Annotated in this window: 21 protein-coding genes and 2 pseudogenes; 10 read left to right on the plus strand and 13 right to left on the minus strand. The window is 46.6% G+C overall.

Annotation, left to right across the window (positions count from 1 at the left end; genetic code table 11):
- Positions 1-56: 56 nt before the first annotated feature.
- Positions 57-2,816 carry a M16 family metallopeptidase gene (locus tag D908_RS05065; protein WP_005525992.1) on the minus strand — a complete coding sequence of 920 codons (2,760 nt, stop codon included), beginning with the start codon at positions 2,814-2,816 and terminating at the stop codon, positions 57-59.
- A 233-nt stretch (positions 2,817-3,049) separates the two neighbouring features.
- Between D908_RS05065 and D908_RS05060 the strand changes: the two genes are divergently transcribed.
- Both D908_RS05060 and D908_RS05055 read left to right on the plus strand, forming a co-directional pair.
- Complete coding sequence (locus tag D908_RS05060; protein ID WP_005525995.1) at positions 3,050-3,736, plus strand: hypothetical protein; 687 nt, start codon at positions 3,050-3,052, stop codon at positions 3,734-3,736.
- Positions 3,737-3,851: 115 nt separating this feature from the next.
- The gene (locus tag D908_RS05055) at positions 3,852-4,052 is read left to right on the plus strand and encodes a DUF4250 domain-containing protein (RefSeq protein WP_000366102.1); all 201 of its coding nucleotides are present in this window, start codon (positions 3,852-3,854) and stop codon (positions 4,050-4,052) included.
- Between the two features lie 6 nt (positions 4,053-4,058).
- On the opposite strand, the gene metR is transcribed toward D908_RS05055, so the two are convergent.
- Entirely contained in the window at positions 4,059-4,976 is a 918-nt protein-coding gene (gene metR / locus D908_RS05050; protein ID WP_000571230.1) for an HTH-type transcriptional regulator MetR, read from the minus strand.
- A 396-nt stretch (positions 4,977-5,372) separates the two neighbouring features.
- Here metR and metE point away from each other — a divergent pair, with 396 nt between their 5' ends.
- Positions 5,373-7,658, plus strand: a complete 2,286-nt coding sequence (gene metE / locus D908_RS05045) for a 5-methyltetrahydropteroyltriglutamate--homocysteine S-methyltransferase (RefSeq protein WP_005525998.1) — start codon at positions 5,373-5,375, stop codon at positions 7,656-7,658.
- Positions 7,659-7,736: 78 nt separating this feature from the next.
- Here metE and D908_RS05040 read toward each other — a convergent pair whose 3' ends face one another.
- The 9 genes and pseudogenes from D908_RS05040 to D908_RS05000 all read right to left on the minus strand — a co-directional run bounded on the left by D908_RS05040 (position 7,737) and on the right by D908_RS05000 (position 13,885).
- Entirely contained in the window at positions 7,737-8,135 is a 399-nt protein-coding gene (locus D908_RS05040) for a GspS/AspS pilotin family protein (RefSeq protein WP_005525999.1), read from the minus strand.
- A 1-nt stretch (position 8,136) separates the two neighbouring features.
- Positions 8,137-8,433, minus strand: coding sequence for a YciI family protein (locus D908_RS05035; protein ID WP_000270412.1), 297 nt, complete (start codon positions 8,431-8,433; stop codon positions 8,137-8,139).
- Positions 8,434-8,507: 74 nt separating this feature from the next.
- Complete coding sequence (gene yciA, locus D908_RS05030; RefSeq protein ID WP_000195246.1) at positions 8,508-8,927, minus strand: acyl-CoA thioester hydrolase YciA; 420 nt, start codon at positions 8,925-8,927, stop codon at positions 8,508-8,510.
- A 109-nt stretch (positions 8,928-9,036) separates the two neighbouring features.
- Complete coding sequence (locus D908_RS05025) at positions 9,037-9,582, minus strand: septation protein A (RefSeq protein WP_005526002.1); 546 nt, start codon at positions 9,580-9,582, stop codon at positions 9,037-9,039.
- Positions 9,583-9,706: 124 nt separating this feature from the next.
- Entirely contained in the window at positions 9,707-11,584 is a 1,878-nt protein-coding gene (locus D908_RS05020) for a sensor domain-containing phosphodiesterase (protein WP_005526004.1), read from the minus strand.
- Between the two features lie 196 nt (positions 11,585-11,780).
- Positions 11,781-11,996, minus strand: a complete 216-nt coding sequence (locus D908_RS05015; protein WP_005526007.1) for a hypothetical protein — start codon at positions 11,994-11,996, stop codon at positions 11,781-11,783.
- Between the two features lie 79 nt (positions 11,997-12,075).
- Positions 12,076-12,720: a YdcF family protein gene (locus D908_RS05010; protein ID WP_005526009.1), complete on the minus strand. Its 645-nt coding sequence runs from the start codon at positions 12,718-12,720 to the stop codon at positions 12,076-12,078.
- Entirely contained in the window at positions 12,713-13,543 is an 831-nt protein-coding gene (locus D908_RS05005) for an NAD(P)H-binding protein (protein WP_005526012.1), read from the minus strand. Before D908_RS05005 ends, D908_RS05010 begins: the two co-directional genes overlap by 8 nt.
- Positions 13,544-13,652: 109 nt before the next feature.
- Positions 13,653-13,885, minus strand: a pseudogene (locus tag D908_RS05000) (TIGR02647 family protein).
- Between the two features lie 280 nt (positions 13,886-14,165).
- Between D908_RS05000 and focA the strand changes: the two are divergent.
- The 5 genes from focA to D908_RS04975 all read left to right on the plus strand — a co-directional run bounded on the left by focA (position 14,166) and on the right by D908_RS04975 (position 21,588).
- Entirely contained in the window at positions 14,166-15,008 is an 843-nt protein-coding gene (gene focA / locus D908_RS04995) for a formate transporter FocA (protein ID WP_000349976.1), read from the plus strand.
- Positions 15,009-15,744: 736 nt separating this feature from the next.
- Positions 15,745-15,927 carry a trimethylamine N-oxide reductase system protein TorE gene (gene torE / locus D908_RS04990; RefSeq protein ID WP_001286268.1) on the plus strand — a complete coding sequence of 61 codons (183 nt, stop codon included), beginning with the start codon at positions 15,745-15,747 and terminating at the stop codon, positions 15,925-15,927.
- A 46-nt stretch (positions 15,928-15,973) separates the two neighbouring features.
- Positions 15,974-17,158, plus strand: coding sequence for a pentaheme c-type cytochrome TorC (gene torC, locus D908_RS04985; protein WP_000838526.1), 1,185 nt, complete (start codon positions 15,974-15,976; stop codon positions 17,156-17,158).
- Between the two features lie 23 nt (positions 17,159-17,181).
- Positions 17,182-19,644 (plus strand): trimethylamine-N-oxide reductase TorA, encoded by a 2,463-nt coding sequence (gene torA / locus D908_RS04980; RefSeq protein ID WP_005526018.1) that lies wholly within the window; start codon positions 17,182-17,184, stop codon positions 19,642-19,644.
- 207 nt (positions 19,645-19,851) lie between these two features.
- A complete protein-coding gene (locus D908_RS04975) occupies positions 19,852-21,588 on the plus strand; it encodes a glycoside hydrolase family 36 protein (protein ID WP_005526020.1) in 1,737 nt (578 codons plus the stop codon).
- A 145-nt stretch (positions 21,589-21,733) separates the two neighbouring features.
- Here D908_RS04975 and rsgA read toward each other — a convergent pair whose 3' ends face one another.
- On the minus strand, positions 21,734-22,795 hold the full coding sequence (gene rsgA, locus D908_RS04970) for a ribosome small subunit-dependent GTPase A (protein ID WP_005526022.1): 1,062 nt from the start codon (positions 22,793-22,795) through the stop codon (positions 21,734-21,736).
- Between the two features lie 329 nt (positions 22,796-23,124).
- Positions 23,125-24,334 (minus strand): annotated as a pseudogene (locus tag D908_RS0119730) (putative manganese transporter).
- A gap of 246 nt (positions 24,335-24,580) precedes the next feature.
- Here D908_RS0119730 and D908_RS04965 point away from each other — a divergent pair.
- Both D908_RS04965 and D908_RS04960 read left to right on the plus strand, forming a co-directional pair.
- Positions 24,581-25,486, plus strand: coding sequence for a manganese-dependent inorganic pyrophosphatase (locus tag D908_RS04965; protein WP_005526024.1), 906 nt, complete (start codon positions 24,581-24,583; stop codon positions 25,484-25,486).
- A gap of 137 nt (positions 25,487-25,623) precedes the next feature.
- The coding region (locus D908_RS04960; RefSeq protein ID WP_005526026.1) for a DUF2750 domain-containing protein at positions 25,624-25,800 on the plus strand (177 nt) is incomplete at its 3' end.

Below are 25,800 nucleotides of genomic sequence, written 5' to 3' on the forward strand. Positions count from 1 at the left end.
AAAGCCCGATGTTCGGGCTTTGTTGATTTTGGTAAACGAATAGAAAGTGATGCAGGTTATTTCGCTTTGGGTTTAAAAATCACTTCTTGTTGAATCGCTTGCTGGCCAAAAAGCGCTTGAGCACGTTGATTCACATCATTGAGTGTGATGGATTGTGTCATCTCCTCAATCTTATACGTCGCTTCAATTCCGTATTGATGAATCGCGTAGCGCTGCATGAAAAACGCTTGTTGAGCAGGCGATTTGTAGAGCGGTTTCATGTCGATAAGGAACTTCTGTTTCACGACATCCAGCTCTTGTTGAGTTACACCCTTAGCCAGTTCACGCGCCACTTCATGAGTCACCTGCGCGATTTTCTCTTGGTCTTTCGGATCCACTAACGCTGAGAGCACCCAATCATTGAGGTTTTCACCGTCCACACTGTAATAACGCACTTGTGGTGTGTAGTCTAAACTCTGGTGTTCACGTACTTCTGCGAGCATGCGTTGAGTGGCGATTCGCTGCAAAATATCATCAATAAAGACTGTTTTTGCGGTGTGCGCAGAAGTCTCTGACAACATGCGTAGCGAGTATTCGGTTGCATTTTCATTGTTTAATGCCAGCTCTAAACGTGGTGCTACAGGCTTGATCAACTGGTTCGTCATCAAAGGTAATGAGCTTTGAGCCAGTGGTAAGTTCGCCACGTACTGACGCAACATCGGGCTGATTTGTGAACTGGCGACGTTACCGACAATGACGAGTGTATTATTGCGTTTTTTACCAAACAGAATTTGATGAACCTGCTCAATTTGCTGTGCATTCACTTGTGTGATTTGCTCAGGTGAGCGCAAGCGATAGCGACTGCCTTCAATAAAGCTTTGATCAGTCACAGCTCGGAAGAACGCCCCGATTGGAGATTCAAAGTAAGCGGTACGATTTTGGATGAACTCGGTTTTGGCTGCATTCAACTGCTCAGGATTCACCGTTACAGTAGTGACCAGCATATGCAGTACTTCAAGCAGTTCTGGTAACTCTTGAATTTTACTGACTCCTTCAATGCCGTGACTGGTCGCGTTGATATAACTGAAGAAACCGATGTCTTTTTGGCGTAGGTATTGGTCAAACTGAGAACCGTTTAGTCCTTCAACCCCACTGCGCATCACCACATACGGTGCAATTTCAGCGGCAGGTAATAGGTGAGAAGGTAAGGCGGCTTGGCCACCTGCGCTCGAATACTGTACATACACCTGTTCTTTTGCTTCTGGGTTACGCAGGTAATAAACATCAATCCCGTTGCTTAATTGCCAATATGTCACCTGAGGCTCTTCATTCATATCGAGTTGTTCGATGATATCGCCAGCAGCAGTTTGTAGTTTAAATGGGCTATTCACTTGTGGGTCAATAGGCTCAATGCCTTTCTGCGTCAAGTCTTTACGCAATTGTGGAAGAGCACCTTTTAGAACCGAAACTTCTTCAGTTGCTGCCGCACCCACAATCAATAGAGGCTTCTGACGAAGCTGCTTATTGATATGTCGATTGATGCTATCGAGATCGGCAGTGCTCAAAAATTCGCTCAAGCTCGCGAGATTATCGAGCGTTGACTGAATAGGCTCATTGACAGCGATGGCAAACACTTTTTGATTGGCATGTTCGACCGGAGTCATTGATTCGCGATTGTCTTGTAAGAAGGTCAAGTGTTCGCGGTAGCTACGCAAAATGATGTCGAGTTCTGTTTGAGTGACACCATAATCACGAAATGATGCGAGAGTTTGTAGCAACAACGCTTGCACTTTGTCTCGTTGCTCGGTGGCAAAGCCGACACTGACAATGCTGTAGCGCTGATCTTCAACCGAATATCGTGTTGAGTATATTCCGGCAGTTGGTTGAGCTGCATCACTGAATGCTGCATTCAGGCGTGCTTGTAACAGCTGCTCTACCACATCATCCCGCCAGAATTCCTGCTGGCTGACTAAATCTGTAATGGCCGCAGAACCTTGTGGAAACACTAAGGTTAAGCTTGGCGATTCACCCGCAATGATAGGTGTGACTAAGTCCTGTTGGTTTTGCTGTTGATTATGAATGGAAGCAGGGCGCGCAGTGTTACCTTTTTCCCATGCGGAGAAATACTTTTCTACCCACTGTTGTCCTTGCTCAAGGGTAAAATTACCCGTAATCACCAACTCGGCTAATTGCGGTTGATACCACTGTTCATGGAAAGCATTTAAGCTCATCGAGTTTGCGGCTTGTACGATTTCACGAGTGCCTAGTGGATCACGGTTGGCATAAGACGTGCCTTGTATCATGTGTTGATAAAACTGCTGATTGATATTGAGGTTGTCAGAGCGTGAAGCGCGAAACTCACCCAAAATCACGCCTTTCTCTTTTTCTACTTCATCGGCGCCGAAATTCAAACCATCGGCAATATCAGAGAACCAGAGCAGTGCTTTATCAATGTTTTGTGGGTTGGGCAGATCGAGTTGGTAGATGGTGCGATCGTAGCCTGTAAAAGCGTTGAAATCTGCGCCGAACTGCGCTCCGCTTTGTTCAAACATGCGGATCACATCATTGTGTTGATAATTGCGTGTACCGTTAAAAGCCATGTGCTCGACGAAGTGAGCGTAACCCGCTTGTTGTGCGGTTTCTTGCATTGAGCCAGCATGAATATACAAGCGTATCGACACCTCTTGTTCACTGTCTGGATAGAGGTGATAAGTCAGGCCATTAGGCAAGGTTTGGGTCACCCAACGTTGATCTGGCTGTAATGGGCGATTGGTTTGCTGTGCTGCACAACCGGCCAACAAAACGCATAAAATACCGACGGAATATTTATTCTTCATATAAGCCTCTGATTATAGTTAGGATTTAACTATAACTCATTGTGATATTTTGTCGTCCATCATTTGTCTTGCTTGTTGAACTTTTGGCCATTTTGCGATCTGGTCAGAGTTCAGTGTGAGGCTCTTTGCTCTCTTCATCCTTTGCTCAGTGAAATCATGATGTGTGCGCTTGGGGTTCTTGGCATAGGTTTGCTATTATCGGCGCCTTCTATAGCTCTTTGATTTGGCAAACTATGCTTTATTCTCTGATTTCTGTATTCGCTCCCATGTTGTTGGGCGCGCAAATCATTTTGACTCTGGTGCTGGTCAAGGGCGAAATATGCCCAGGACAGCGTGGACGCATCCATAAGGTGCTGCCAGCGCTGGCAGTGTTGTGGCTGGCCGTCGCTTCGATCAAAATTGAAGCGTTTCTGGTGGTGTTCGCTCTGTTTTACTTTTATTCACAGGTACAGACCAAAAAGACTCGTGACGAAGGCCCATTGTGGGTGTTGTATTTAGCCAATGGTTTGGCTTTGGCGTATGTCGGGATCTTGATCAGCGAAGCGCCAGCATGGCCAGCGTCGCTCACTATTTTTGCGGCGATTTTCCTGATTGGTGCGATGTTCGGGCATTTGTTACTTACACTGGCTCGCTCACGCTTACAAGCATTTCATCGAATCTTGCCTGTGGTAGGTATTGTGTCTGCCATGCTCACCGCATTGTGTCTCTTGCCTTATGTTTCAGGCTTGAGTGACGAGCAACTTCAAACACTGCTTATGCCTATTGTGATTAGCTTTGGTTTGCTGATTGCGGGTGTTGTGGTGTGGTGCTGGCATTTGATCTCCGCTAAAACCGTGAACAAATGGCAATTGGTGGTGGCAGGACTTTTGGTTCTCGCATCAGCAGTGGGTTTCCACGGCCTTTATCACATTCCGCTCTAACGTAGCGAAGGTGAAGTGCGTCGCGCAGATCACTTTTCGTTACCCAAATAGCGACTATGCTTGGTGGAATGGGGCAGCAAATGCTGCAGGTGGACATTCAATCAGGAGTGATGTGATGGATCTGAGCAACGTACGAAATATCGATAGCGTCATTTTGCTGGGCATCGTCAATGAAAAACTGCGTTTGGAATGTGACAGTTTGGATGAATTGATCAGCACGTATGAGATGGATATCGAACATTTGATCGGTAAGTTGGATGTGCTGGGTTACCAATACGATCCCCTTACCAATCAATTCAAAGCTTATGCACGTTAATGATTTCTAAAGCGAAGCCATCTTGATCCCATCAAGGTGGCTTTTGCATTGTTGGCGTGCGGTAGCGAAAAAGGCTTGCAGGTAGCGTTTATCCTTTTCACTGTGACGAGTTGCCGCAAACAGTCTACGCCATAAGCCTTTGCCTAACGGTTTACTGGTAATTAATCCTTGGCGTGAAAACTCGCTGATTGCCCAATTCGGTAGAGCCGCAACACCTAATCCTGCAGACACCATTTGCACAAGCATTAACGTATTGTCGGCTTGCTTCCAACGCGCGGGTTCGACACCTGCGGGGTGCAAAAAGTGTTTTACCACATCCAGCCTTTGCTTTTGCACCGGATAGGTGAGCATGGTTTGATCGGCTAAATCTTGCGGCTCAATGAAGGCTTTTTCTGCCAATGGGTGATTGGTGGCGGTGATAAGGCGCATTTCAAAATCAAACAGTGGCTCATAATGCACTTCTGAGCGCGGCAAAATATCGGAGGTAATCACCAAATCCAGTTCTCCCGCTAATAGTGCGGGCAGAGGTTCAAAGCCAAAACCAGAAGAAAAATCCAGCGCCACACTTGGCCAGCCGACCTGATATTCACGCAAGGCCGGCATCAACCATTGAAAGCAGGAGTGGCACTCAATTGCCATGTGCAGACGTCCATTCACATCTTCCTTCAAGCTTGCCAGTTCATTTTCTGCTCGCGCCATCTTAGGCAAAATATCGTCAGCTAAACGCAATAGAATTTCGCCTTCTGCGGTAAAACGCACAGGGCGAGTTTTGCGTAAAAAAAGCTGCCCGCCAATTCGAGCTTCCAAGTCTTTAATCTGATGCGAGAGCGCAGACTGGGTGAGATGCAATGAAGTCGCGGTTGCGGTCAGTGAACCTGTATCGCGTAGCGAGATCAGCGTTTTCAAATGTTTCAGCTCTATCATGAGCTCTCCTCACTTATCCCTAAGCCAACATGAATTTTTAGCTAAGTTACGCCGATTTTACGGAGCTGTAAACATCTAGAAGGCTATAACCTTCCTGCTTGAAGCCGCAGCGGTGTTGGCTACGTTCGCTCACCCCAATCACATTGTGTGTCTATGTTCATGGGGATGAACTCACTTGCCGCCTACCTGCAACTCCAAGCAGTTTGGTTATAAATAGTAAAGGTAAATTGATAATCGCCAGTACCAACATGAAAATTACTAATAAACAAGTTGAATAAATGAACCTTGTTCTTATCGACGTACAACGAGATAGTTTAGCCATCCAGACATCTTGAGATGTACTGAATCGGCTTCAGAACTTGTACGACCTATTAAGAACAGACAAAGGATTTTCACATGACAACGACTCACATTCTTGGCTACCCACGTATTGGTGAAAAACGAGAACTCAAATTCGCCCTTGAAAAATACTGGCGTGGTGACATTGATCAGGCTGCTTTAAAACAAGTTGGTAGCCAAATTCGCCAGCAAAACTGGGCACTGCAAAAAGAAGCAGGACTGGATTTTGTGACCGCTGGTGACTTCGCTTGGTACGACCATGTCCTCACCACCACACTATTATTGGGTCATGTGCCTAAACGTCACAGTCACGGTTTTCCTGATTTAGATACGTTGTTCCGTGTCGGTCGTGGTCAGTCACAAAATGCTTGTGGTTGTGGAACGGGTAGTGCGGCTTCTGATATGACCAAGTGGTTTAATACTAACTATCACTACATCGTGCCTGAGTTCAGCTCTAACGACACGTTTAATGTGAGTTGGCCACAATTGTTTGAAGAGGTGAATGAAGCTCTGCAAGCGGGTCACGATGTAAAACCTGTGCTGCTTGGCCCAATCAGTTACCTGTATTTAGGTAAAGAAGTGGAAGAAGGGTTTGATCGTTTAACTCTGTTGCCACGTCTATTGACCGCTTACCAAGCGATTCTGAGCAAGCTGGCGAAGCAAGGCGTGAAGTGGGTACAAATTGATGAGCCTGTTCTGGCCTTAGAATTAGAACCACGTTGGCAAGATTCATTTAAACTGGCTTATCAAGTGATTCGTGGTGACGTAAAACTGCTGCTGACCACTTACTTTGATTCAGTGCTAGACACTCTCGATAAGATCGTTGAACTACCGGTTGATGGCCTGCATGTAGATGTCTCTGCTGCACCTGCACAGCTAGATACCATAGTTAACCGCTTGCCGTCTGATTGGGTGCTTTCTGCGGGTGTGATCAATGGCCGTAACGTATGGCGTGCAGATTTGAGTTCCATTCTGGCTCGTCTACAGCCAGTGAAAACCTTATTAGGTGAGCGCCTGTGGGTGGCGAGCTCATGTTCACTGCTGCACAGCCCAGTCGATCTGGATCTGGAAGGCGATCTGAGTGCAGAAACACGCAGCTGGTTTGCATTTGCTAAGCAGAAAGTGACGGAAGTTGCCTTGCTGGGACGTGCATTGGAAGGGGATGCGGCGGCGATTTTGGCTTGTGATACCTATAGTCAGCCAATAGTTGCGCGTGAGTCTTCTCACATCGTGAACAAGGCATCAGTACAAACGCGCATCAACAATATTACTGCTGTGTTGGCAGAGCGTAGTGCCCCTTACATTGAGCGTGCTCATCACCAAGCGGAAGTGTTGGGTCTGCCTTTCTTACCGACCACAACCATCGGCTCTTTCCCACAAACTGGTGAGATCCGTACTGAGCGTAGCGCGTATCGCCAAGGCAAACTGAGCGAGCAAGATTATGTGCAAGCCTTGAAAGGCCACATTGCGGATGCGGTGAAACGCCAAGAAGCGTTAGGGCTAGATGTGCTGGTACACGGTGAAGCGGAACGTAACGACATGGTGGAATACTTTGCTGAGAACCTCGCAGGTTTCCAAACCACCCAATTTGGTTGGGTACAGAGCTATGGTTCACGCTGTGTAAAACCTGCGATTGTGGTGGCAGATATCGAACGTGAAAAACCAATCACGGTGGAGTGGTCAACTTACGCGCAATCTCTGACCTCTAAGCAGATGAAAGGGATGTTGACGGGGCCTGTGACCATTCTGTGCTGGACCTTCCCACGTGAAGACATCAGCCGCCAAGAGATTGCTCAGCAATTGGCGTTGGCACTGCGTGATGAAGTGGCGGATCTGCAAGATGCCGGCATCAATATCATCCAGATCGATGAACCAGCGATTCGTGAAGGTTTACCACTGAAAAAACGCGATCACCAAATTTACTTAGATTGGGCTGTACAAGCGTTTAAGATTTCCGCCGGTAGCGCGCGCCCTGAAACGCAAATCCACACTCATATGTGTTACAGCGAATTCAACGAGATTATCGAATCCGTTGCGGCATTGGATGCAGACGTGATCACGATTGAAACGTCACGTTCAAACATGGAACTGCTCAAGGCGTTTGAAGAGTTTAATTACCCGAACGAAATTGGCCCAGGTGTGTACGACATTCACTCGCCTAACATTCCCGCGCAAGCATGGATTGAAGATCTGCTTCGCAAAGCAGCAGAGAAAATTCCAGCACAGCGTTTGTGGGTGAACCCTGACTGTGGTCTGAAAACACGTAACTGGCCAGAAGTGGAAGCAGCACTGACCAACATGGTGAACGCGGCGAAAACTCTGCGTAACGAGTGGCAAGCGTAATCTCGTTTTCATTGAAAACAATAAAGGCCTCATCAAGAGGCCTTTATTTTTACGCGTACACTTTGTGCGATGAGGAACTTAGCCCTTGGTACAAGTCTCTTTTGTTACCAACTGATCAACCATCAATTGGCCTCGTGTATTGCGCATTTTGATGCGGTAGCTGATCCCAACATCCAGATTCGAACGAATGTCTTTATTGGTGCAGAAGCTCTTAACCGCGCTTTGTAGTACCTGTTCGGTCGGTTTGGCATTTTGCGAATCGGTGTTGTACACCATCATTAATTCAATGCTCGCGCCTTGTGCCGTTGCACGTAAGATATTCAGCGGGCCAAACTCTAGTGGCAGTTCAGTGGAAAGTAGGCTGGCTCGGTTGCCTGCCAACAGCTCTAAATTGCGCTGCTTTTCTGCCGAGCCAGAGCTACAACCGACGATAAGAAGCATCGATGCAATCAAGCTGCTCAGGACAATTTTTTTCATATCAGAATACTTTTTTGAAAGGTTTAATAATCACGTTGGCATAAACACCTGCTGCCACATAAGGATCGGCTTCTGCCCATGCTTGTGCTTCGGCGAGTGATGCAAAATCGGCAATCACAGTTGAGCCAGTGAAGCCTGCTTGTCCTGGATTATCTGAATCAATCGCTGGCATCGGTCCCGCGGTGAGCAGGCGGCCTTCATCTTGCAATTGTTGCAAACGCTCAAGATGTTGTGGGCGCACGCTGAGGCGCTTTTCTAGTGAGTTTTCGACATCCTGCGCAAAAATTACATACCACATAACACTTTATTCCTTATCAACTGACGAAAAGCAAAGCCAATACTCTACGCAAGTCGGTGAGTAAACACAGCTTATCAAGATGATTTCTGTGATCCGTTGCTTAAGCTTATCGCTCTTGGGCGGCCATTGGTATCAATCGCCACATAGTTAAACGTCGCTTCGCAGACTTGGAAGCGATCACCAACACCATCTTCTTTGACCGGCTTTACCCAAACTTCAAGATTAATGGACATTGAGGTTCGGCCGATCTTGGTGCATTCGCCGTAGCAACATACCACATCGCCCACTTTGACTGGTTTTTTAAAAGTGATACTGGACACGGAAACGGTAACAATCCGTCCGCAGGAAATCTCTTTGGCAAGGATGCCACCAGCTAAGTCAAGTTGTGACATGATCCAGCCCCCGAAAATATCGCCGTTGGCGTTGGTATCAGCGGGCATAGCGAGAGTGCGCAGCAGAAGCTGGCCTTTAGGGGAATTAACGGTCTGAGTCATTTAGGATCCACAGCAAACGAAACAGCGACCAAATACGGTCGCTGTGGATTAGGGGGCGGATTATAACCAAAAATTGAACCGAGGATCACCCCTTTGCAACCAGTGGAATTTACTGGTTTTTCTCTTTTTGTTCTTTTGGAAGGTGTTTGTAGATGTACGCGCCTGTTAGCAGAGTAAAGAGCAGTGTCGCAGCAAGCAGGCCAAACACTTTAAAGTTAACCCACACATCGAGAGGGAGGCGGTATGCGATGTAGAGGTTTAGTGCAGCGCAGAAACTGAAAAACCCAACCCATGCCCAGTTTATTGTCGACCATACCGCTTCGGGTAACGTCAACTCTTTGCCCAACATGCTTTTAATGGCTGATTTGCCCATGATATGGCTGATGGTTAAGCCCAGAGCAAAAACGATGTAGACGATCGTGACTTTCCATTTGATGAAGTTGTCGTCGTGCAGCGCTAATGTCATACCACCAAACAGAGCCACCATGACAAAGGTGATGAGCTGCATTTTTTCCACTTTCTTGTACATGGCATAAGTGACGACCACTTGTACTGCTGTGGCCACAATCAAGGCACCTGTTGCCACATAGATGTTGTAAAACTTATATAAGGCAAAAAAGATGATCAGCGGAATAAAGTCGAGCAGTTGTTTCATTTTGTTACGTCCAGTCAAATGAGTGGCGACAGTCTAACCAAAGTTGTCATAGCTGAATAGACATAACATTTCGGGAAGCAATTAACTCTACCTTTTACGATCCCATTTTGTGGCGCTATGAAGTTTAGGTTAGCAACTTGGTAAACTCATCGACAGGCATCGCTTTACCATATAAGAAGCCTTGCGCGAAGTTACATCCTTCAGTCCTTACAAAGTCCTCTTGATAGGTTTTTTCGACGCCTTCGGCAATCACTGCCATGTTGAGTTTATGCGCCATGGCAATAATCGCACGAGTTAACTCTCGGTTTTGCTCGTTATACTCCAACTGATTGATGAAACTACGGTCAATTTTTAAGGTGTCGAATGAGTACTTTTGCAGATAACTCAGTGACGAATAGCCGGTACCAAAATCATCCAGTGAAATGCTGATGCCTTGCTGGCGTAGCTGGGCTAATGCGCCCTGTGCATAGTGTTCATCTTGTAGCAAGATGCCTTCAGTCAGCTCAAGCTCAATAGCACCGGGAGGTAATTGGTACAGGGTCATTAAGTCTTTCAGGTACTCAACGAAGCGGTGTTCACGAAATTGGATTGGTGAAATGTTAATCGCAATTTTGAACGGGCTGGTGGTCAATTTACACCATTCGGAGGCATTCTTAAGTGCTTGATGAAGAACGAAATAACCAATCTCAATAATTTGGCCATTACTTTCGGCTAAAGGAATAAAATGATCTGGCGGAATATTCCCAAGCTGTGGATTGTGCCAGCGCAATAGCGCTTCCGCTCCAATCACTTTGCCATTTTGTTTTAAGTCGATGATCGGTTGGAAGTGGACGGCAAGCTCACCCAGACGCAGTGCGTGTAGCAAGTGTGATTCCAGCTGTAAGCGTTCTTCCGTTGCTTTTTGTGCCGCCAGATTGAAGAAGGAGACTTGAATGCCTTCTTTTTTCGCCAAGCTCATTGCGGAACTGGCACGCTGAATGAAGCTTAGTGAATCGGTCGCATCCATGGGGGCCAAAGCTATGCCCAAATGGCATTGCAGCGTAATGTTCAAGTTGTTGGTGTTGAAAGGCAGAGTACAAGCCTGAACCACTCGAGAGATGACTTTTTTCGTTTCTGCTTGGTTGCGTTTATGGCGAGCCACTAAAACAAACTCAGAGCCCACGATTCGAGCTAATAGCCAGTTTTCGGGCAAGTTATGGCTTAAACGTTGGCATAAGGCGGATAAAATTTGGTCACCAACTTGATAGCCATAACTGTCGTTAACGGATTTAAAGTTCCGCAGGCTGAAGTAAATCAACGTGATTTGTTGGTCATCGGAAATTTTCTTCAACTCCGGTTGCAGGCGTTCACTCAGGGTTACTCGGTTGGGGAGTTTAGTCAGCGGGTCATAATGGCGGTGAAAATCCAGATAGTCTTCCGCCACGGTACGTTGCTCAATCTCTTTGAGCAATTTGGTACTCAAATCTGCAAGAGTCTGAGTACGTTCGACAACTTTTTGTTCCAGCTCTTGATTAAGCTTGCGTAATTCTGCTTTGTGATACAGTGTTTCGAGTTGTCCTTCTATTGCCGATTGAAAACGCGAAAGCAGTGAGTGAACTCTGTCGTCAAAGTGCCTTTCTTTGCTATCCAGAATACAAATGGTGCCAAAGGCGGAATCATCCGGCCAAAACACGGGCAGACCGCAGTAGCAAATCATTCCTAGTTTTATGTCTGGGTTGTGATCCCAATCTGGATCGGCAAGCGCGTTAGGCACATCCAACATACGCCTCTCTCTGACCACCGTTTCGCAATATAAACCGTGGCCTAAATTGTCTCTTGCCTTTGGGGGGTATGGGTTTCCAGCAGAACGGCTGCTAGTAAAGACCTCAATATCATGTTCATGAATTCGCATGATAAGAGAAGCAGGGCATTGAGTAATGTCGGCAATGAGGTCGACGATCTCTTGCCAAGAGTCCAACATATTCTGAGGGACATCAATCAATTGAGTATTGATAGGCGGCATAGATTTTGTTCCACCTTTGGGTTATTCAATTCTTGTTTTTTCACTAACGGCGTTAGTGATAGTCTTGATTATAGATGACGAATTGAAATGCACCTTAAGGTGTTGAATAAAAATAGCTCAACCATCACTGGTTCTTCCCACGAACGCCTATCAATATGGGGATGGTGTTTCGAAAAAAGTCTAATCAACGCAGCAATTAAGTGCCTAAATCGACTAAGTATCCTTCGTTTTTTAATGCCTCTAAAGTTGAAGTTAGTTCATCATCCGACATGGTTAAGCAACTGGATTTCCCTGTCATACCATATAAGGTCTGCTGATAATCGAGTGCAGAGTAGTAGCCCATACGATCTTCAAGTAATTCACGCATACCAATGTGAATTAGGTCGTAGCAGTGGTGACGTTGCAATTCCATAATCAGACTCCTATCTTGCAAATGGGAAAACGGAGGTCACTCCAACCCTGATGAATAAGCAAATTTGATGCCAAAGCAATCACATTTCAGGATCGATTTTGAATGACTGTAATGCTTGATACGCTTGCGTGACTTGTTCAGGAATCGGCTGAGCGATTTGAAAGCCTAACGCGGGATAATCCCGGATACGTTCAAAATCACCCAACATGGCATTCAATACAAAATCACTAGTAAGTTCCGATGTTAAATAGTCAAAAAAACTACTAGCGGGTGAGGTGATCTGCACACTTTCGATTGAATCTGGCCACTGTTTCATAAAAGTCGCATAAGCGCGACGCTCCATGTAAGGTTTTTGTACCAGTAGGATCCGTTTGATTGGTTGAGCTTTTTGCGCTAGCAGTTGGTGGCTGAAACGTACATTTTCACCACTGTTGGTGGATTGTGTCTCAAGCAAAATCGCCTGTTCAGGTACGCCCGCTTCTTTAGCGATAGCGGCAAAAGTCTCCGCCTCAGTATGCTGGAATACGCCTTGAGTAAAGCGCCCAAGCCCGCCAGAGAACAGCACACAAGACGCTATGCCTTGGTGGTAGAGTTTTGCCGCATGTTCTGCCACGCGCACATCATTGCTTCCCAATACTAAAATCACATCCGCCGATTCAGGTTGCTGATGGAGCTGCAAGTAGTGCCACAGGGTTTCAATATGTTGATATAAGCGCTTACTCATCGCCGTGCAGAGCCTCTAATGTATGAGTGAAGTGAAAGCGATAACCCGATGCCAATAATTTGTCGCATAAAATGCGTTTGTCTTCGATATCACAAACTGCGGGGAGTGATACCTCACTGCCTACGGCATCCAGTGCGGCCTGATAAAATTCTGCTTTGCTTACGGTGTTTGGCGTTGTGGCATTCACAATCGAGCAGGAGAGGTGATCCAGAGCAAAGTTCACAATGCCGATGGCATCATAAAGATGAAGCATATTGGCAGGAGCGAGTCGGCTGACTTGCGACATCTTGCTGACAAAACGTGCCGGATGGCGCTTGGGGCCAATCAAACCACTGCAACGCACTATGGTGTAATCGATACCGGAAGTGATGACATGTTGTTCCGCTTTCAGCAAGGTGCGAGCTTTTGCATCAAACGCCGAGTTATCGAGAGCGAGTGCTAAAGAAGCATCCTTTTCATTCATCGGCTTGGCAATGTCAGGATAAACCGAGGTAGAGCTGATCATAATCAGTTTATTAATGTTGGCTTGCTTAGCCTGATGAGCTAGAGATTGCCAGTGTTTAGCGTATTGCTCACCTGCACCTTGGCGAAATCCCGGTGGGAAGCAACCAATCAAGGTATCGCATTGCCGCTCAAGTAACGCATCACTTAAACCTTCCGGTTGATCCAGTTGGCAAACAAAGCTTTCTAACCCTTGCGCCTGAACCGATTTGGTACCCTCAAGGGTAGTGCGCGTCGTGTACACAACATGGCCTTGTTGTTTAAGCCATTGTGCCAGTGGTAAGCCTAGCCATCCTGCACCAATCACAGCGACTCTTTTCATCGATCCATCCTTTATTCAATATAAGAGCGATTGAGGACTGCTACCGTAACACAGTTAAACTAGGGGTAGAAATGCAATGAGCGCTGAAAAGCGCTCATTGAAAGGAGGGTTAAGCGTTTAATACGCGCAGTACGCGGTCTGCGTGTTCGGCGATTTCGATGCTTCATCGGTGAGGTAACCGCCATCGGGTTGTGTACATAAGCCTTTGTTATACAAGCGGGTCACTGCAGCTTGCACGGCTTCTGATGCATCGTGGCGCACTTTGATTCCTGTGGCTGCGCTGCTCAAATCAAATTGCAGCAGTAAATTAAGCTCATCAATATGTTGTTGAGTGAATTTCATGGCCATTACCTTTTTAAGCTATTGTTGTCGCAACAATAGCTGTGCCGATACAACAAGCAACGTTATGCGAGCAGAACTGTTAGCTTCACCCGATCTGGTGCTTTTTTCAGCGCAAAGGTGACAAAAATGTTTAAGTGAAAGCGCTTAAATCGAAGGAGGATGGGTTCTTGCTCGCGCTATAAACATTTTTCGTGAACATGACAAATAGCCCTTGAACTAAAGAGGAAATAGAGCGATTATCCGCCACCTCTTCCGTTGTGTGTCAAAATGTAACAAACTCATGGATCATAACCAATTCGATTCTTTACTCCCTCCACAAATGGCAGAACGTGCTGCGATTACGGGTGAGGGCAAAGCCAAAAAAGCCGCGTACAAATCTTTCTTGCTTGCGATTTCAGCAGGCATTCAAATTGGTATTGCGTTTGTTTTCTATACCGTAGTAACCACAGGTGGGCATGATATGCCTTACGGGGTGACGAAACTGCTCGGTGGCTTGGCGTTCAGCTTAGGCTTGATTCTGGTCGTCATCACAGGCGGTGAACTGTTTACCAGTTCGGTTTTGATCCTGGTTGCGAAAGCGAGTGGCAAGATCTCGTGGAGAGAGTTGGTACGAAACTGGACAGTGGTTTACTTCGGTAACCTCTGTGGCTCGATCATCTTGGTATTCATCATGCTCGCCACACGTCAGTTTATGGAAGATGGTGGCCAGCTTGGTTTGAATGCGATGGCGATTTCGCAACATAAGCTGCATCACACCTTTATTCAGGCTTTTGCATTGGGTTTGATGTGTAACATTCTGGTTTGCTTGGCTGTATGGATGACCTTTAGCGCTCGTTCATTAACAGACAAAGTCATGGTGTTGATTCTGCCCGTTGCTATGTTTGTCTCTTCAGGCTTCGAGCACTGCATTGCTAACATGTTTCAGGTGCCGATGGCGATTGGCATCAAGTATTTTGCTCCAGAAAGCTTTTGGGCGATGACTGGCGCTGATATTGCCAGCTATGCCGATCTCAATTTCGTCAACTTTATCGTCAATAACCTGATCCCTGTGACTCTCGGTAATATTGTTGGCGGTGGCGTGTTTGTGGGAATGTGGTACTGGCTTATCTACCTCAAAGATTAATGGGTAATAACACAAACTGACCAATCTAAGATTTCCAATCATCCCTGAGCTTTGCTCGGGGATTTTTTTATCCCTCTTTTTCATTAGCCAGCATAGAGCGAAGGGGCTCTCATTACTGGTGCAGTGGTTTTTGGATCGTCATAGCCTTATCCACATTTTCTGTGGATAACTCAGAGCAAACGCCGTGTGTAACCTTATCAGATTGAATTGTTTGATGATTGGTGCACGTTTATTGTGCAGCTTGCGTGTTTTTGGAACAGTTCAAAACGCTGAAATGCAACACTTATGGATCTGTTTCACCGTTAAGAAAATCCACATAAAGATAATGAGTTGGAATGTGCAAGTGTGCTTTGAGTCAAAAAACAATGCATATCAACTCGTTTACAAAGTGCGATCAATTACTCCTGCCAGTCATTAACATTTCGTGGGCCGTTTTATTGCTGAATGGAAAATGTTCTCATCACTAAAATGGATATTTGTTTATAAATTGTTTTATTTTAACACTCTAAAAACAATATTAATTTGTCATAACTGTTCATATTTTTTCATCTGATTTTTTAATCAGACACATCTCCGTTCTAACTCAAAAAAGTGTTGGATAACAAGGGTTGTAATGCGTATTTCGATTGAACCCTATTAATTGTATGGTCTAACATTTGTCTTAATTAAACTTGATTTGTGGTGACTCTGGGGAACAGGGTTAGCGAAAAATCCGGCAATTATAGTAGGCAAATGTATGAGTGATGTTAATAAAGTCGAAAGCGGTGAAAAACGCTCTCTGGAGTGGAAGTCATTCCTCTTCATCACTGTGGTTCTCTTTCCCATCTTAAGCGTGGCTTTCGTTGGTGGATATGGATTCATTGTGTGGATGCTGCAGATGTTTGTATTCGGTCCTCCGGGCGTACATGGCGGTTTTTAACCACATCCGTTTCTACTGTTGAATGACATAGTTAAGAGAAGAAAGTATGAAATCTTTAATTCTGAAAATGTGGCGCACCATGACGCGTCCCGCGGTACACATTAGCTTGGGTGTACTGACTCTCGGTGGTTTTATTGCCGGGGTGATTTTCTGGGGTGGTTTTAACACGGCTTTGGAAGCAACCAATACCGAAGAGTTCTGTATCAGTTGTCACACCATGCGTGACAACGTGTACCAAGAACTTCAAACCACAGTGCACTGGAAAAACCATTCAGGCGTGCGTGCTACTTGTCCTGATTGTCACGTTCCACATGAGTGGACGGCGAAAATCGCACGTAAGATGCAGGCATCTAAAGAAGTGTTTGCCCAAATCTTTGGTGATTTAGGAACGCCTGAGAAGTTTGAAGAGCGTCGTATTGAGCTGGCTAAACATGAGTGGGATCGCTTCGCTGCCAATAAATCCCTTGAGTGTAAAAACTGTCACAACTACGACTCGATGGACTTTGATCAAATGTCTGCGACTGCACGCATTCAAATGAAGCAAGCGGCAGAGCGCGATCAAAGCTGTATCGATTGTCACAAAGGCATTGCGCATAACTTGCCGAAAAATATGGATAGCTCAAGCGGCTTGATTGGTGAACTGGAAGGTATGGCGTCGAACACCAAATACTCCAACGGTGAAACTCTGGTCAGCGTTCGTTTCCTACCTGTGTATGAAGATGAACAAGGCAAAGTTGAAGCAGGTCTGCTCAATCCAGCCTCTGAAGTGAAAGTGCTGGCTGAAAAAGGCGACATGATGCAAGTGGAGATCAACGGCTGGCGTAAATCGAAAGGTTTCGGTCGTGTGATTCAAGAAGACTTCGGTATGAACATCGCAGTGGCGTCGCTTCTAAAAGATGCAGCAATGTCTGATGCGATTGTGACTACAGGTGAGCAGAAGGTTGATGATTTGACTGGTTTGCCATGGGAGCAAGTTAGCGCGAAAGTGTGGATGAAAAAAGAAGCCATGCTGAACGACATCAACCCAGTTTGGGAAAAAGCACGTGAAGCGTACAAAACCAACTGTTCTGTATGTCACACCCAACCTGATGAAGCGCACTTTGATGCGAACACTTGGCCTGGCATGTTCGACGGTATGTTGGCATTCGTCAACTTCGATACCGACAGTGAAGCGCTGGTATTGAAGTACCTGCAAAAACACTCTTCAGATTTCGCTGAAGGCCATCACTAAGCAACGTCATACGGAGTCATAACATGGCGATTACACGAAGAAGTTTTCTGAAAGGTGTCGCAACCACCAGTGCGGCGTCGATTATTGGCCCAAGCTTACTGACCTCAGTTTCTGCCCAAGCGGCAGAAACTACTGGAACTTGGAAAGTATCCGGTTCTCACTGGGGCGCATTCCGCGCCCACATCTACGGCGGTAAGGTTCAAGAACTTAAAGCGTTGGAGCTGGATACCCACCCAACGGAAATGTTGAACGGTATTCAAGGTATTCTGTACAGCCCATCTCGCGTGCGTTACCCAATGGTACGTCTGGACTGGCTGAAAAAGCACAAATACAGCGCTGAAACGCGCGGTAACAACCGTTTTATCCGCGTGACTTGGGATGAAGCGATTGACCTGTTCTACCGTGAGTTAGAGCGAGTTCAAAAGCAGTATGGCCCTTGGGCACTGCATGCTGGCCAAACCGGTTGGAACCAAACAGGTGCTTTCCACAACTGTACTGCAATGATGCAACGTGCAGTGGGTATGCATGGTAACTACATCACCAAAGTAGGGGATTACTCTACGGGTGCTGGTCAAACCATCATGCCTTACGTACTGGGTTCTACCGAAGTTTACGCACAAGGTACTTCTTGGACTGAGATCTTAGAAAACTCTGACAACATCATTCTGTGGGCGAACGACCCAGTGAAAAACCTGCAAGTAGGTTGGAACTGTGAAACGCACCAGTCTTTCGGCTATCTGGATCAACTGAAAGAGAAAGTGGCTAAAGGCGAGATCAACGTTGTTTCTGTTGACCCTGTGAAGAACAAAACTCAGCGTTTCTTGCAAAATGATCACCTGTACATCAACCCACAAACTGACGTGGCGTTCATGCTGGCTGTTGCTCATGTGCTGTACACAGAAAACCTCTATGACAAGAAGTTTATTGAAACTTACTGTCTGGGCTTTGAAGACTTTATTCAGTACGTACAAGGCAAGACCAAAGACAAAGTTGAGAAAACCCCTGAGTGGGCAGCGAAAATCTGTGGCGTGAAGCCAGAGGCGATTCGTGATTTCGCCCGTATGCTGGTGAATGGCCGTACTCAGCTGCTGTTCGGTTGGTGTATCCAACGTCAAGAACACGGTGAGCAACCTTACTGGATGGGTGCGGTACTGGCGGCGATGATCGGTCAAATCGGTTTGCCGGGCGGTGGTATCTCTTACGGTCACCACTATTCAGGTATCGGCGTGCCTTCAACCGGTTTTGCTGGCCCTGGTGGTTTCCCGCGTAACCTAGATCAAGGTGCGAAACCAAAGTGGGACAACAATGACTTCAACGGTTACAGCCGTACTATTCCGGTAGCTCGTTGGATTGATGCCATCATGGAACCGGGTAAGAAGATCAACCACAATGGTAACACGGTGACTCTACCGGGCTTCAAGATGATGGTGATTTCGGGTTGTAACCCTTGGCACCACCATCAAGACCGCAACAAGATGAAGCGTGCGTTCCAGAAACTGGAGACCGTTGTGACTATCGATTTCAGCTGGACGGCAACTTGTCGCTTCTCTGACATCGTACTGCCAGCTTGTACTCAGTGGGAACGTAACGACATCGACTCTTACGGTTCATACTCGGGTAAAGGCCTGATTGCGATGCATCGTCTGGTTGACCCATTGTTCCAGTCACGTACTGACTTTGAAATTATGACTGAGCTGACTCGTCGCTTCGGCCGTGAAAAAGAGTACACCCGTGATATGGATGAGATGATGTGGGTTCGCTCACTGTATGACGAATGTAAGAAAGCCAACGAAGGTAAGTTTGAAATGCCAGAATTCGAAGAGTTCTGGGAGAAAGGCTTCCTTGATTTCGGTACAGGTACTCCTTGGGTTCGCCATGCCGATTTCCGTCAAGATCCTGAGATCAATGCACTGGGTACACCTTCTGGCTTTATCGAAATTACCTCACGTAAGATCGGTCGTTACGGTTATGAACACTGCCAAGAACACCCAATGTGGTTCGAGAAAACTGAACGTTCACACGGTGGTCCAGGCTCTGAGAAATATCCGTTCTGGTTGCAATCATGTCACCCGGATAAGCGTCTGCACTCACAAATGTGTGAAGCTGAAGCGTTCCGTGCCACTTACGCGGTACAAGGTCGTGAGCCTGTTTACATCAACCCAATTGATGCAAAAGCGAAAGGCATCAAAGATGGTGACTTGGTGCGCGTATTCAACGACCGTGGTCAGTTATTAGCGGGTGCAGTGCTGAGTGAAAGCTACCCACGCGGCGTGATTCGTATCGAAGAGGGTGCTTGGTATGGTCCTCTGAGCGAGAAAGTGGGTGCAATCTGTACTTACGGTGATCCAAACACACTAACACTGGATCTGGGTACTTCAGAGCTGGCGCAAGCGACTTCTGCAAACACCTGTATCGTGGATTTCGAGAAATTCCGTGGTGAAGTTCCACCTGTGACATCATTCGGTGGCCCGATCGAAGTGATCTAATCACTAAGAGATTTCTCATAACACAATTTGCGTGTTAACCCTCAAGCCAGCGCTCGTCGCTGGCTTTTTTCTTCTCTTTTTCTTGCGAATCCGATTAATCTGTCGCCAATCAAACAGGTGGACACTGTTGGATAACGCAAAACGTGAACCGACTAACGTAATGCGTAAGCGATTGGTCAGACACTCAGGGTAAAGAGGAGAGAGTCAATGAGTAGCCTAAGATTAGCCAACGGTCGAGAGATCCTCGTGCAGCAAACGGATATTGAGCTGGATATCGCAGGCAATGAGCTTTCCGCGCAGTATATCGGGTTGCACAATCGCCCTTTTGAGCGCCGTTATCCACTGTTCAGCACCTTACTGGATGTGGAGTCTGATGCGCGCTTGGTCGGTGATGGTTTTCAGATGCTGTCACAAGCATCTGGGACATTAAACCAAGTCCAAGAAGTTGGGCGTTGTCCGGATAACAACCTCAGCTACCGAATCTACCCGCATGATGCACCGAAGCGTTTTTACAACACTCTGATGATTGAGGCCGCTGGTCGCTATCTGCTGTTTGGTTTCACCTCTTGTCAGCGTTTTGCGGGCTTTTTTGAAGTGCACCGTCATCCCCAACATTGGGTCTTAAGTGCTTTTATTGATGGTGAGGAAACGCGTCCGCAAGACTGGGTCACCAATCAGTTGGAATCAGTGATTTGCTTAGAAGGCGAATCAATGTCGGAACTTTACCATGCGTATGCACAGGCGATTGCTCGTCATCATCCGCCAAGACCACACCTTAATGACCCCGCACCTATGGGTTGGTGTTCTTGGTATGCCTACTATGCAGAAGTCACCGAACAAGACATCAAAGATAACGTGGCGGTATTGGCAGAGCGTCACCCTGAGCTGGAATGGGTGCTATTGGATGACGGCTACCAAGCGTTTATGGGTGATTGGCTCACGCCATCACAAAAGTTTCCCTGTGGTATTCAGCAAGTGATTGCCGATATTCGTGCGCAAGGCAAAAAGCCAGCCATTTGGCTTGCACCTTTTATCGCTGAAGCGAATTCAGCGGTTTTTCGTCAGCATCCTGATTGGTTTGTGAAAAATGCCGCAGGTCAGCCGCTAAAAGCAGAAGAAATCACTTATGGGGGTTGGCGCCGTACGCCTTGGTACGTGTTGGATGGTTCACATCCTGATGTACAAGAGCACCTCACTCAAGTGGTCAAAACCCTGCGTGAGGAATGGGGTGTTGAGCTATTTAAGCTTGATGCGAACTATTGGGGAACCTTGCAAGGTCAGCGTTTTCAATCTGGCATTACGGGTGTAGAAGCGTATCGAATGGGCATGCAAGCGATAGCCGAAGGGGCAGGAGATGCTTGGCTACTGGGTTGTAATGCGCCTATGTGGCCATCACTTGGATTGGTCGACGCGATGCGGGTGTCTGACGATGTTGAGCGCAATGCTGATCGCTTTTGCCAAATTGCCCGTGAAACGTTAATGCGCAGTTGGCAGCACAGGCAACTGTGGCAAATTGACCCGGATTGCTTAACTCTCACTCCGTTACCAAACCAAAGTGCCGATCGTTCCAGTTATGAGTTTCATCGTAATTTGCTGTTAGCCAGTGGTGGCTTACTGCTGTCGGGTGACCCACTTCCGAAGCTGACACCGTTTGCGAAGCAGAGCCTTAAACGGTTACTCAAGCGTTTTCAATACAGCCAGAAGGCTGCCAAGATCACTTCATTGAGTATGCGCCATGCCTTCTTACCGCTGACCGATAAAAATGATCTGCATTGTCTGTTTAATTTTCAGGGCAAAGAGCAAGAGTTTACCTTGGTCGCTAATCATCCGGTGCAGTGGTATGACTATTGGAGTGGCGAGCAACTCAGCCCTGAACCTACCAAGCTGTTGATTGTTAATCTGGCGAAGGGGTTACAAAGCCGAGCAATTTTCACTGTGGGTTAGTGATCATGAAGCCAAACTAAAGATTGGATAAAACAGCAATTTTGCATACCCGAAGGGAGTGAATATCCATTTGGGTATGCAAAGGTTGCTTTTATATCCTTCCTACTTAAAGCTGCAACTCCAAGTCGTTTGGGTATCGTTGAGGTTAATAGCTGGTTTTGAGTTTTTGTTTGTCACTTTGCACATGACGGCACATTTTCCCAAATTGCTTCATTCTATTTCTTTGCTCAGCCAGTGTGGCGGAGTTATAAGCCTGCTCTCGCTGTAACTTAAAATAGTTTTGTAAGCGCCTTGCTTCCAAGGTGCCATTGTCGATCGCTTGTTGAACTGCACACCCCGGCTCTTGCTGGTGCTGGCAATCTTTAAAACGGCAATGCTGCGCTAAGCTTTCTATTTCTGAAAACGTCTCGCTAACCCCTTCGCCGCAGTCGGCAAGTTGGAGTTCACGCATTCCCGGTGTATCGATGATCAGCGCACCATCAGGGATCATGTGAACGGAGCGCGCTGTGGTCGTATGGCGGCCTTTGCTGTCATCTTCACGAATCCCACCTGTTTCTTGGGTTTCTGCACCAAGCAAGGTATTGGTCAGTGTAGATTTACCGACGCCGGAAGAACCAATAAACGCGACCGTTCTACCTTTAGCACACCAAGGCCGCAGTGCCTCTACGCTGGAAGGTTCGAGTGCATTCACTGCTTCCACCAATAACGTTGCACTGAGTTGTTGAACTTGCGCGATGTTTTGGTCAGCTTGTTCAGATAAATCAGCTTTGGTCAGTACCACCACAGGTTCGATTTGCGCTTCTTTGGCGATGCTGAGATAGCGCTCAATACGGCTGAGGTTAAAGTCATCATTGAGTGAGCAGACGATAAACAGTGTATCGACATTGGTGGCGATCAACTGCTCCGCCACTTTACTGCCAGCGGCCTTTCGAGTCAGTTCACTTTGGCGTTCAAGCAGGCGCTTAAACTGTTGTTTTTCATCCAGCAAAATCCAATCACCCACCGTCATTTTCGGTTGAGCATGATGAATAGCGAGATGAAAACGACCTTGTTCACTGCAAAGCTGATAACCACTGCGATGATGAGCGACGATTCGGCAGATTTGCGTATTCTCGTAATCTTCGAGTGTCAGTTGTTGTTGAAAAAATGGTTTCCAGCCAAGTTGCGTCAATGTGTAAGGCTGAGAAGAAGTCATTTTGTTGTTCATTGCGAATTTTCCCGGCGCGCGAAAGCACCCACTAAGTAATAGCTTCAGGGTTTAATTCGTTGATTAAATAGAATTACCCCGGTTTGACCGGGCAAATTGAGAAGGGAAGGGAAAAGTCGCGTATTGCGATAAAAGAATTGAAAACGGACTTTCCGTTAACCCAACCATGCCCTTTGAATTTGGTTAGTTACAATCATCAGAATTCCTCCAGTTAGTGATAGAAACTGCGTGAGTATACGTTGTATGCCCAAAAGAGCAAAGTCGGATGCTACTTTCGATAGCAAAGTCACATGAGATTAGAGGACTCTACGTCCTCTGATTCCTGTTTTTTACATCTCAAATAGCCAAAAGTAACCATATCCAACAATAGCGGCTGGAATAGAAGAGTACAGTGTTGCCATCAATGCGGCTTTTGGTGCTAAAGCAATGGCAGGGAAGAGGGCATCACCATCATTGGAAATGGCATTGGAGAGCTGTGCTGAGAAGGGTAACGCGCCAGAGAGATACAAACTGGTGACGAGAATTTGCGGCCCACAGCCAGGTAAAAGTCCAATCACAATACCGAATGCGGGTAGCCAAGCCCCCCCACTTGCCCCAATCGGCTCCAATCTCAAATCCGGTGAAGTGCAGCGTTAGTTCAAAGGCGAGAAACGCCATAATCACCCAAGCACTGACAAAGTTGGTATCTTGAGCGGCTTTCTGCATGGGGTGTGATGAGCGGATTTTATCGTCCTCACTCACGGTTGATTGGTAATCTTGGATCTCTTTGGTCAACGCCCACAGCAGCATGCTGCTTACGGCTAGCATGGCTCCAAGCCATTCAATGGTCATTGCTGGTAGATTTAACACCTGATTTAAGTCGATTTGCAGTGAGGATGCGGCCGCGACGACGGAAGCAGGCAATAACAGATATTTCCAAAACTGACCTTGCAGATTAATGGCTTTGGATGACATTTCATTTCTTTCTGAGCAACAAGAGGCGCGAAGTTGTATGCTGAGTTGAGTGATTGCTGGGCGCATAAAATCATCGCGATGCAGTGCATTAATCACCAAACCGGTAATACAACCTGTCACCACGCCAATTGCGATCACCTTCAGTCCAGTCACAGGCTGACTGGCCAGTAATAGAAAGGCAGCATCACCCATGGTTGCCGTTAATACTGCCACTAAAGCACCGAATCCGACTTTACCGCTGACAAACTGAGTGGTAACGACAATCGCGCCACCACAACCGGGGAGCGCCCCTAATAATGCCGCTATCCCAACCTGTAGGTTACGTGAGTTATGATAGGCACTGACTAAAGCATGTGTGCCGTCTAACCAACGAGAGACTGCGTGATAAATGGCTAATGTAAGAGCAACATAGGTAGAGACTGCCCAAAAGGAATCGGACAAGGTCTGTACGGTGACATGGCGAGTGTTATCACTCATCAGCAACATCAAGAGCGCAATAGGTAGAATCAGCCGCTTATATTTCAGGTTAAACTGCGACGCGATGACGCGATGTTTTTCTGATAAAGGCCATTTTATCGAGTTCATAGAAGTACCGAATGATTAAATGAGAACTATTATCGATAATATAGTTGAGATTGGTTCTCATCTGCAAGCGAGTTATTGGAAGAAAAAGGTTTTTTTGATTTAGCACCATGAAGAAAATATTAAATTGAGTAGAGTGCACCCTTTGTTTACGCCTTCGAAGCCAAACTGCATGAAATGACAGCAAAACACGCTGCCACCTCAAGTAGGAAAGGTAAAAATGTCAAAAGAGAAAAAATAGGTAATAGAATGATTTTAGTTGTTGGTCATAAAAACCCAGACAGTGACAGTATTTGTAGCGCTCTAGTCGCCGCTGAACTTTTAAAAGCGCGTGGTCTGGAAGCAAAAGCAGTACGCCAAGGCGAGATTAATCGTGAAACTCAACACATTCTGAATGTTGCAGGTGTTGAGCAACCTGAATTACGTACCAGCGTTGCAGGCGAGCAAGTGTGGTTAGTGGATTACACCGATTTAGCGCAAGCACCGGATGACCTAAACCAAGCTGAGATCCTCGGTATTGTCGATCACCACCGTTTAGGTGATGTGATGACGGTGAATCCACTGGAAGCGTGGATTTGGCCTGTGGGTTGTACCAGCACGATTCTGTTCAATCTCTTTAAGATGGAAAACGCAGAAATCACTCGCCCACTAGCGCTACTGATGATTTCAGCCATTCTGTCTGACACCGTTGGCTTTGCATCACCAACTTGTACTCAAAAAGACAGAGACGCCGTTGCTGAGCTAGCAGTATTGGCGGGTATCACCGATCTTGAAGGCTTTATCAAAGCGCTGTTGATTGCGAAAACCGACATTGAAGGTTTAAGCGCAGCACAACTGGTTGAAAAAGATCTGAAAGCTTACCCATTCAATGGTCGTGATTTGGTAGTCGGTCAGGTTGAACTTGCCACATTAGAGCAAGTTGCGGATATGATTGATGCTCTCGAAGCTGATCTGCAACGTCGTTGTGATGAAGAGTCACTCGCGTTAGCGGCGCTGATGCTGACTGACATCACCACAGCACAAACTCGTCTGCTGTTTAAAGGTGAATGGTCAGAAAAACTGGCTAAGCATGAAAAAGACGGCGTACTGATGATGGAAAATACCCTCAGCCGTAAGAAACAAGGTTGGCCTTGGCTGCAAACGGAACTGGCTTGATCGCCACTTCGCGGTTAACATTCTCCTTAAGCAACGCTCACGTCAGTATGCCGTGGGCGTTTTTTATCTCTGGTTGTAGGTATTGTCCTGCAATTCCATCGCTCAAAAAGAGCCGCTAATTCCTATGGGGAAAGAAAATGTCCAATCCATTAACTGCAGAGCAAATGGCGCTCATCAACCAATATGACCAAGAGCAACGATTCAACTACTGCTTGAAAGAGATTGTAGCCAATCAGCAAGTGTGGATTTTAAAAGACGAACACGGCTGCGTAATGCTCAATACCGAAGAAGAAGATTGTGTACCTGTGTGGCCA

It is taken from the genome of Vibrio mimicus CAIM 602, assembly GCF_000338875.1.
GTDB classification, from domain to species: Bacteria; Pseudomonadota; Gammaproteobacteria; order Enterobacterales; family Vibrionaceae; genus Vibrio; species Vibrio mimicus.

Coding starts and splice junctions, on each gene's coding strand:
- D908_RS05055 (WP_000366102.1), top strand. CDS start 3,852: ATGGATCTGAGCAACGTACGAAATATCGATAGCGTCATTTTGCTGGGC.
- torE (WP_001286268.1), top strand. CDS start 15,745: ATGAGTGATGTTAATAAAGTCGAAAGCGGTGAAAAACGCTCTCTGGAG.
- metE (WP_005525998.1), top strand. CDS start 5,373: ATGACAACGACTCACATTCTTGGCTACCCACGTATTGGTGAAAAACGA.
- D908_RS05025 (WP_005526002.1), bottom strand. CDS start 9,582: ATGAAACAACTGCTCGACTTTATTCCGCTGATCATCTTTTTTGCCTTA.
- yciA (WP_000195246.1), bottom strand. CDS start 8,927: ATGACTCAGACCGTTAATTCCCCTAAAGGCCAGCTTCTGCTGCGCACT.
- D908_RS05065 (WP_005525992.1), bottom strand. CDS start 2,816: ATGAAGAATAAATATTCCGTCGGTATTTTATGCGTTTTGTTGGCCGGT.
- D908_RS05020 (WP_005526004.1), bottom strand. CDS start 11,584: ATGCCGCCTATCAATACTCAATTGATTGATGTCCCTCAGAATATGTTG.
- torC (WP_000838526.1), top strand. CDS start 15,974: ATGAAATCTTTAATTCTGAAAATGTGGCGCACCATGACGCGTCCCGCG.
- D908_RS04965 (WP_005526024.1), top strand. CDS start 24,581: ATGATTTTAGTTGTTGGTCATAAAAACCCAGACAGTGACAGTATTTGT.
- D908_RS05035 (WP_000270412.1), bottom strand. CDS start 8,433: ATGTGGTATGTAATTTTTGCGCAGGATGTCGAAAACTCACTAGAAAAG.
- D908_RS05060 (WP_005525995.1), top strand. CDS start 3,050: ATGCTTTATTCTCTGATTTCTGTATTCGCTCCCATGTTGTTGGGCGCG.
- D908_RS05005 (WP_005526012.1), bottom strand. CDS start 13,543: ATGAAAAGAGTCGCTGTGATTGGTGCAGGATGGCTAGGCTTACCACTG.
- torA (WP_005526018.1), top strand. CDS start 17,182: ATGGCGATTACACGAAGAAGTTTTCTGAAAGGTGTCGCAACCACCAGT.
- D908_RS05010 (WP_005526009.1), bottom strand. CDS start 12,720: ATGAGTAAGCGCTTATATCAACATATTGAAACCCTGTGGCACTACTTG.
- rsgA (WP_005526022.1), bottom strand. CDS start 22,795: ATGAACAACAAAATGACTTCTTCTCAGCCTTACACATTGACGCAACTT.
- metR (WP_000571230.1), bottom strand. CDS start 4,976: ATGATAGAGCTGAAACATTTGAAAACGCTGATCTCGCTACGCGATACA.
- focA (WP_000349976.1), top strand. CDS start 14,166: ATGGATCATAACCAATTCGATTCTTTACTCCCTCCACAAATGGCAGAA.
- D908_RS04975 (WP_005526020.1), top strand. CDS start 19,852: ATGAGTAGCCTAAGATTAGCCAACGGTCGAGAGATCCTCGTGCAGCAA.
- D908_RS05015 (WP_005526007.1), bottom strand. CDS start 11,996: ATGGAATTGCAACGTCACCACTGCTACGACCTAATTCACATTGGTATG.
- D908_RS05040 (WP_005525999.1), bottom strand. CDS start 8,135: ATGAAAAAAATTGTCCTGAGCAGCTTGATTGCATCGATGCTTCTTATC.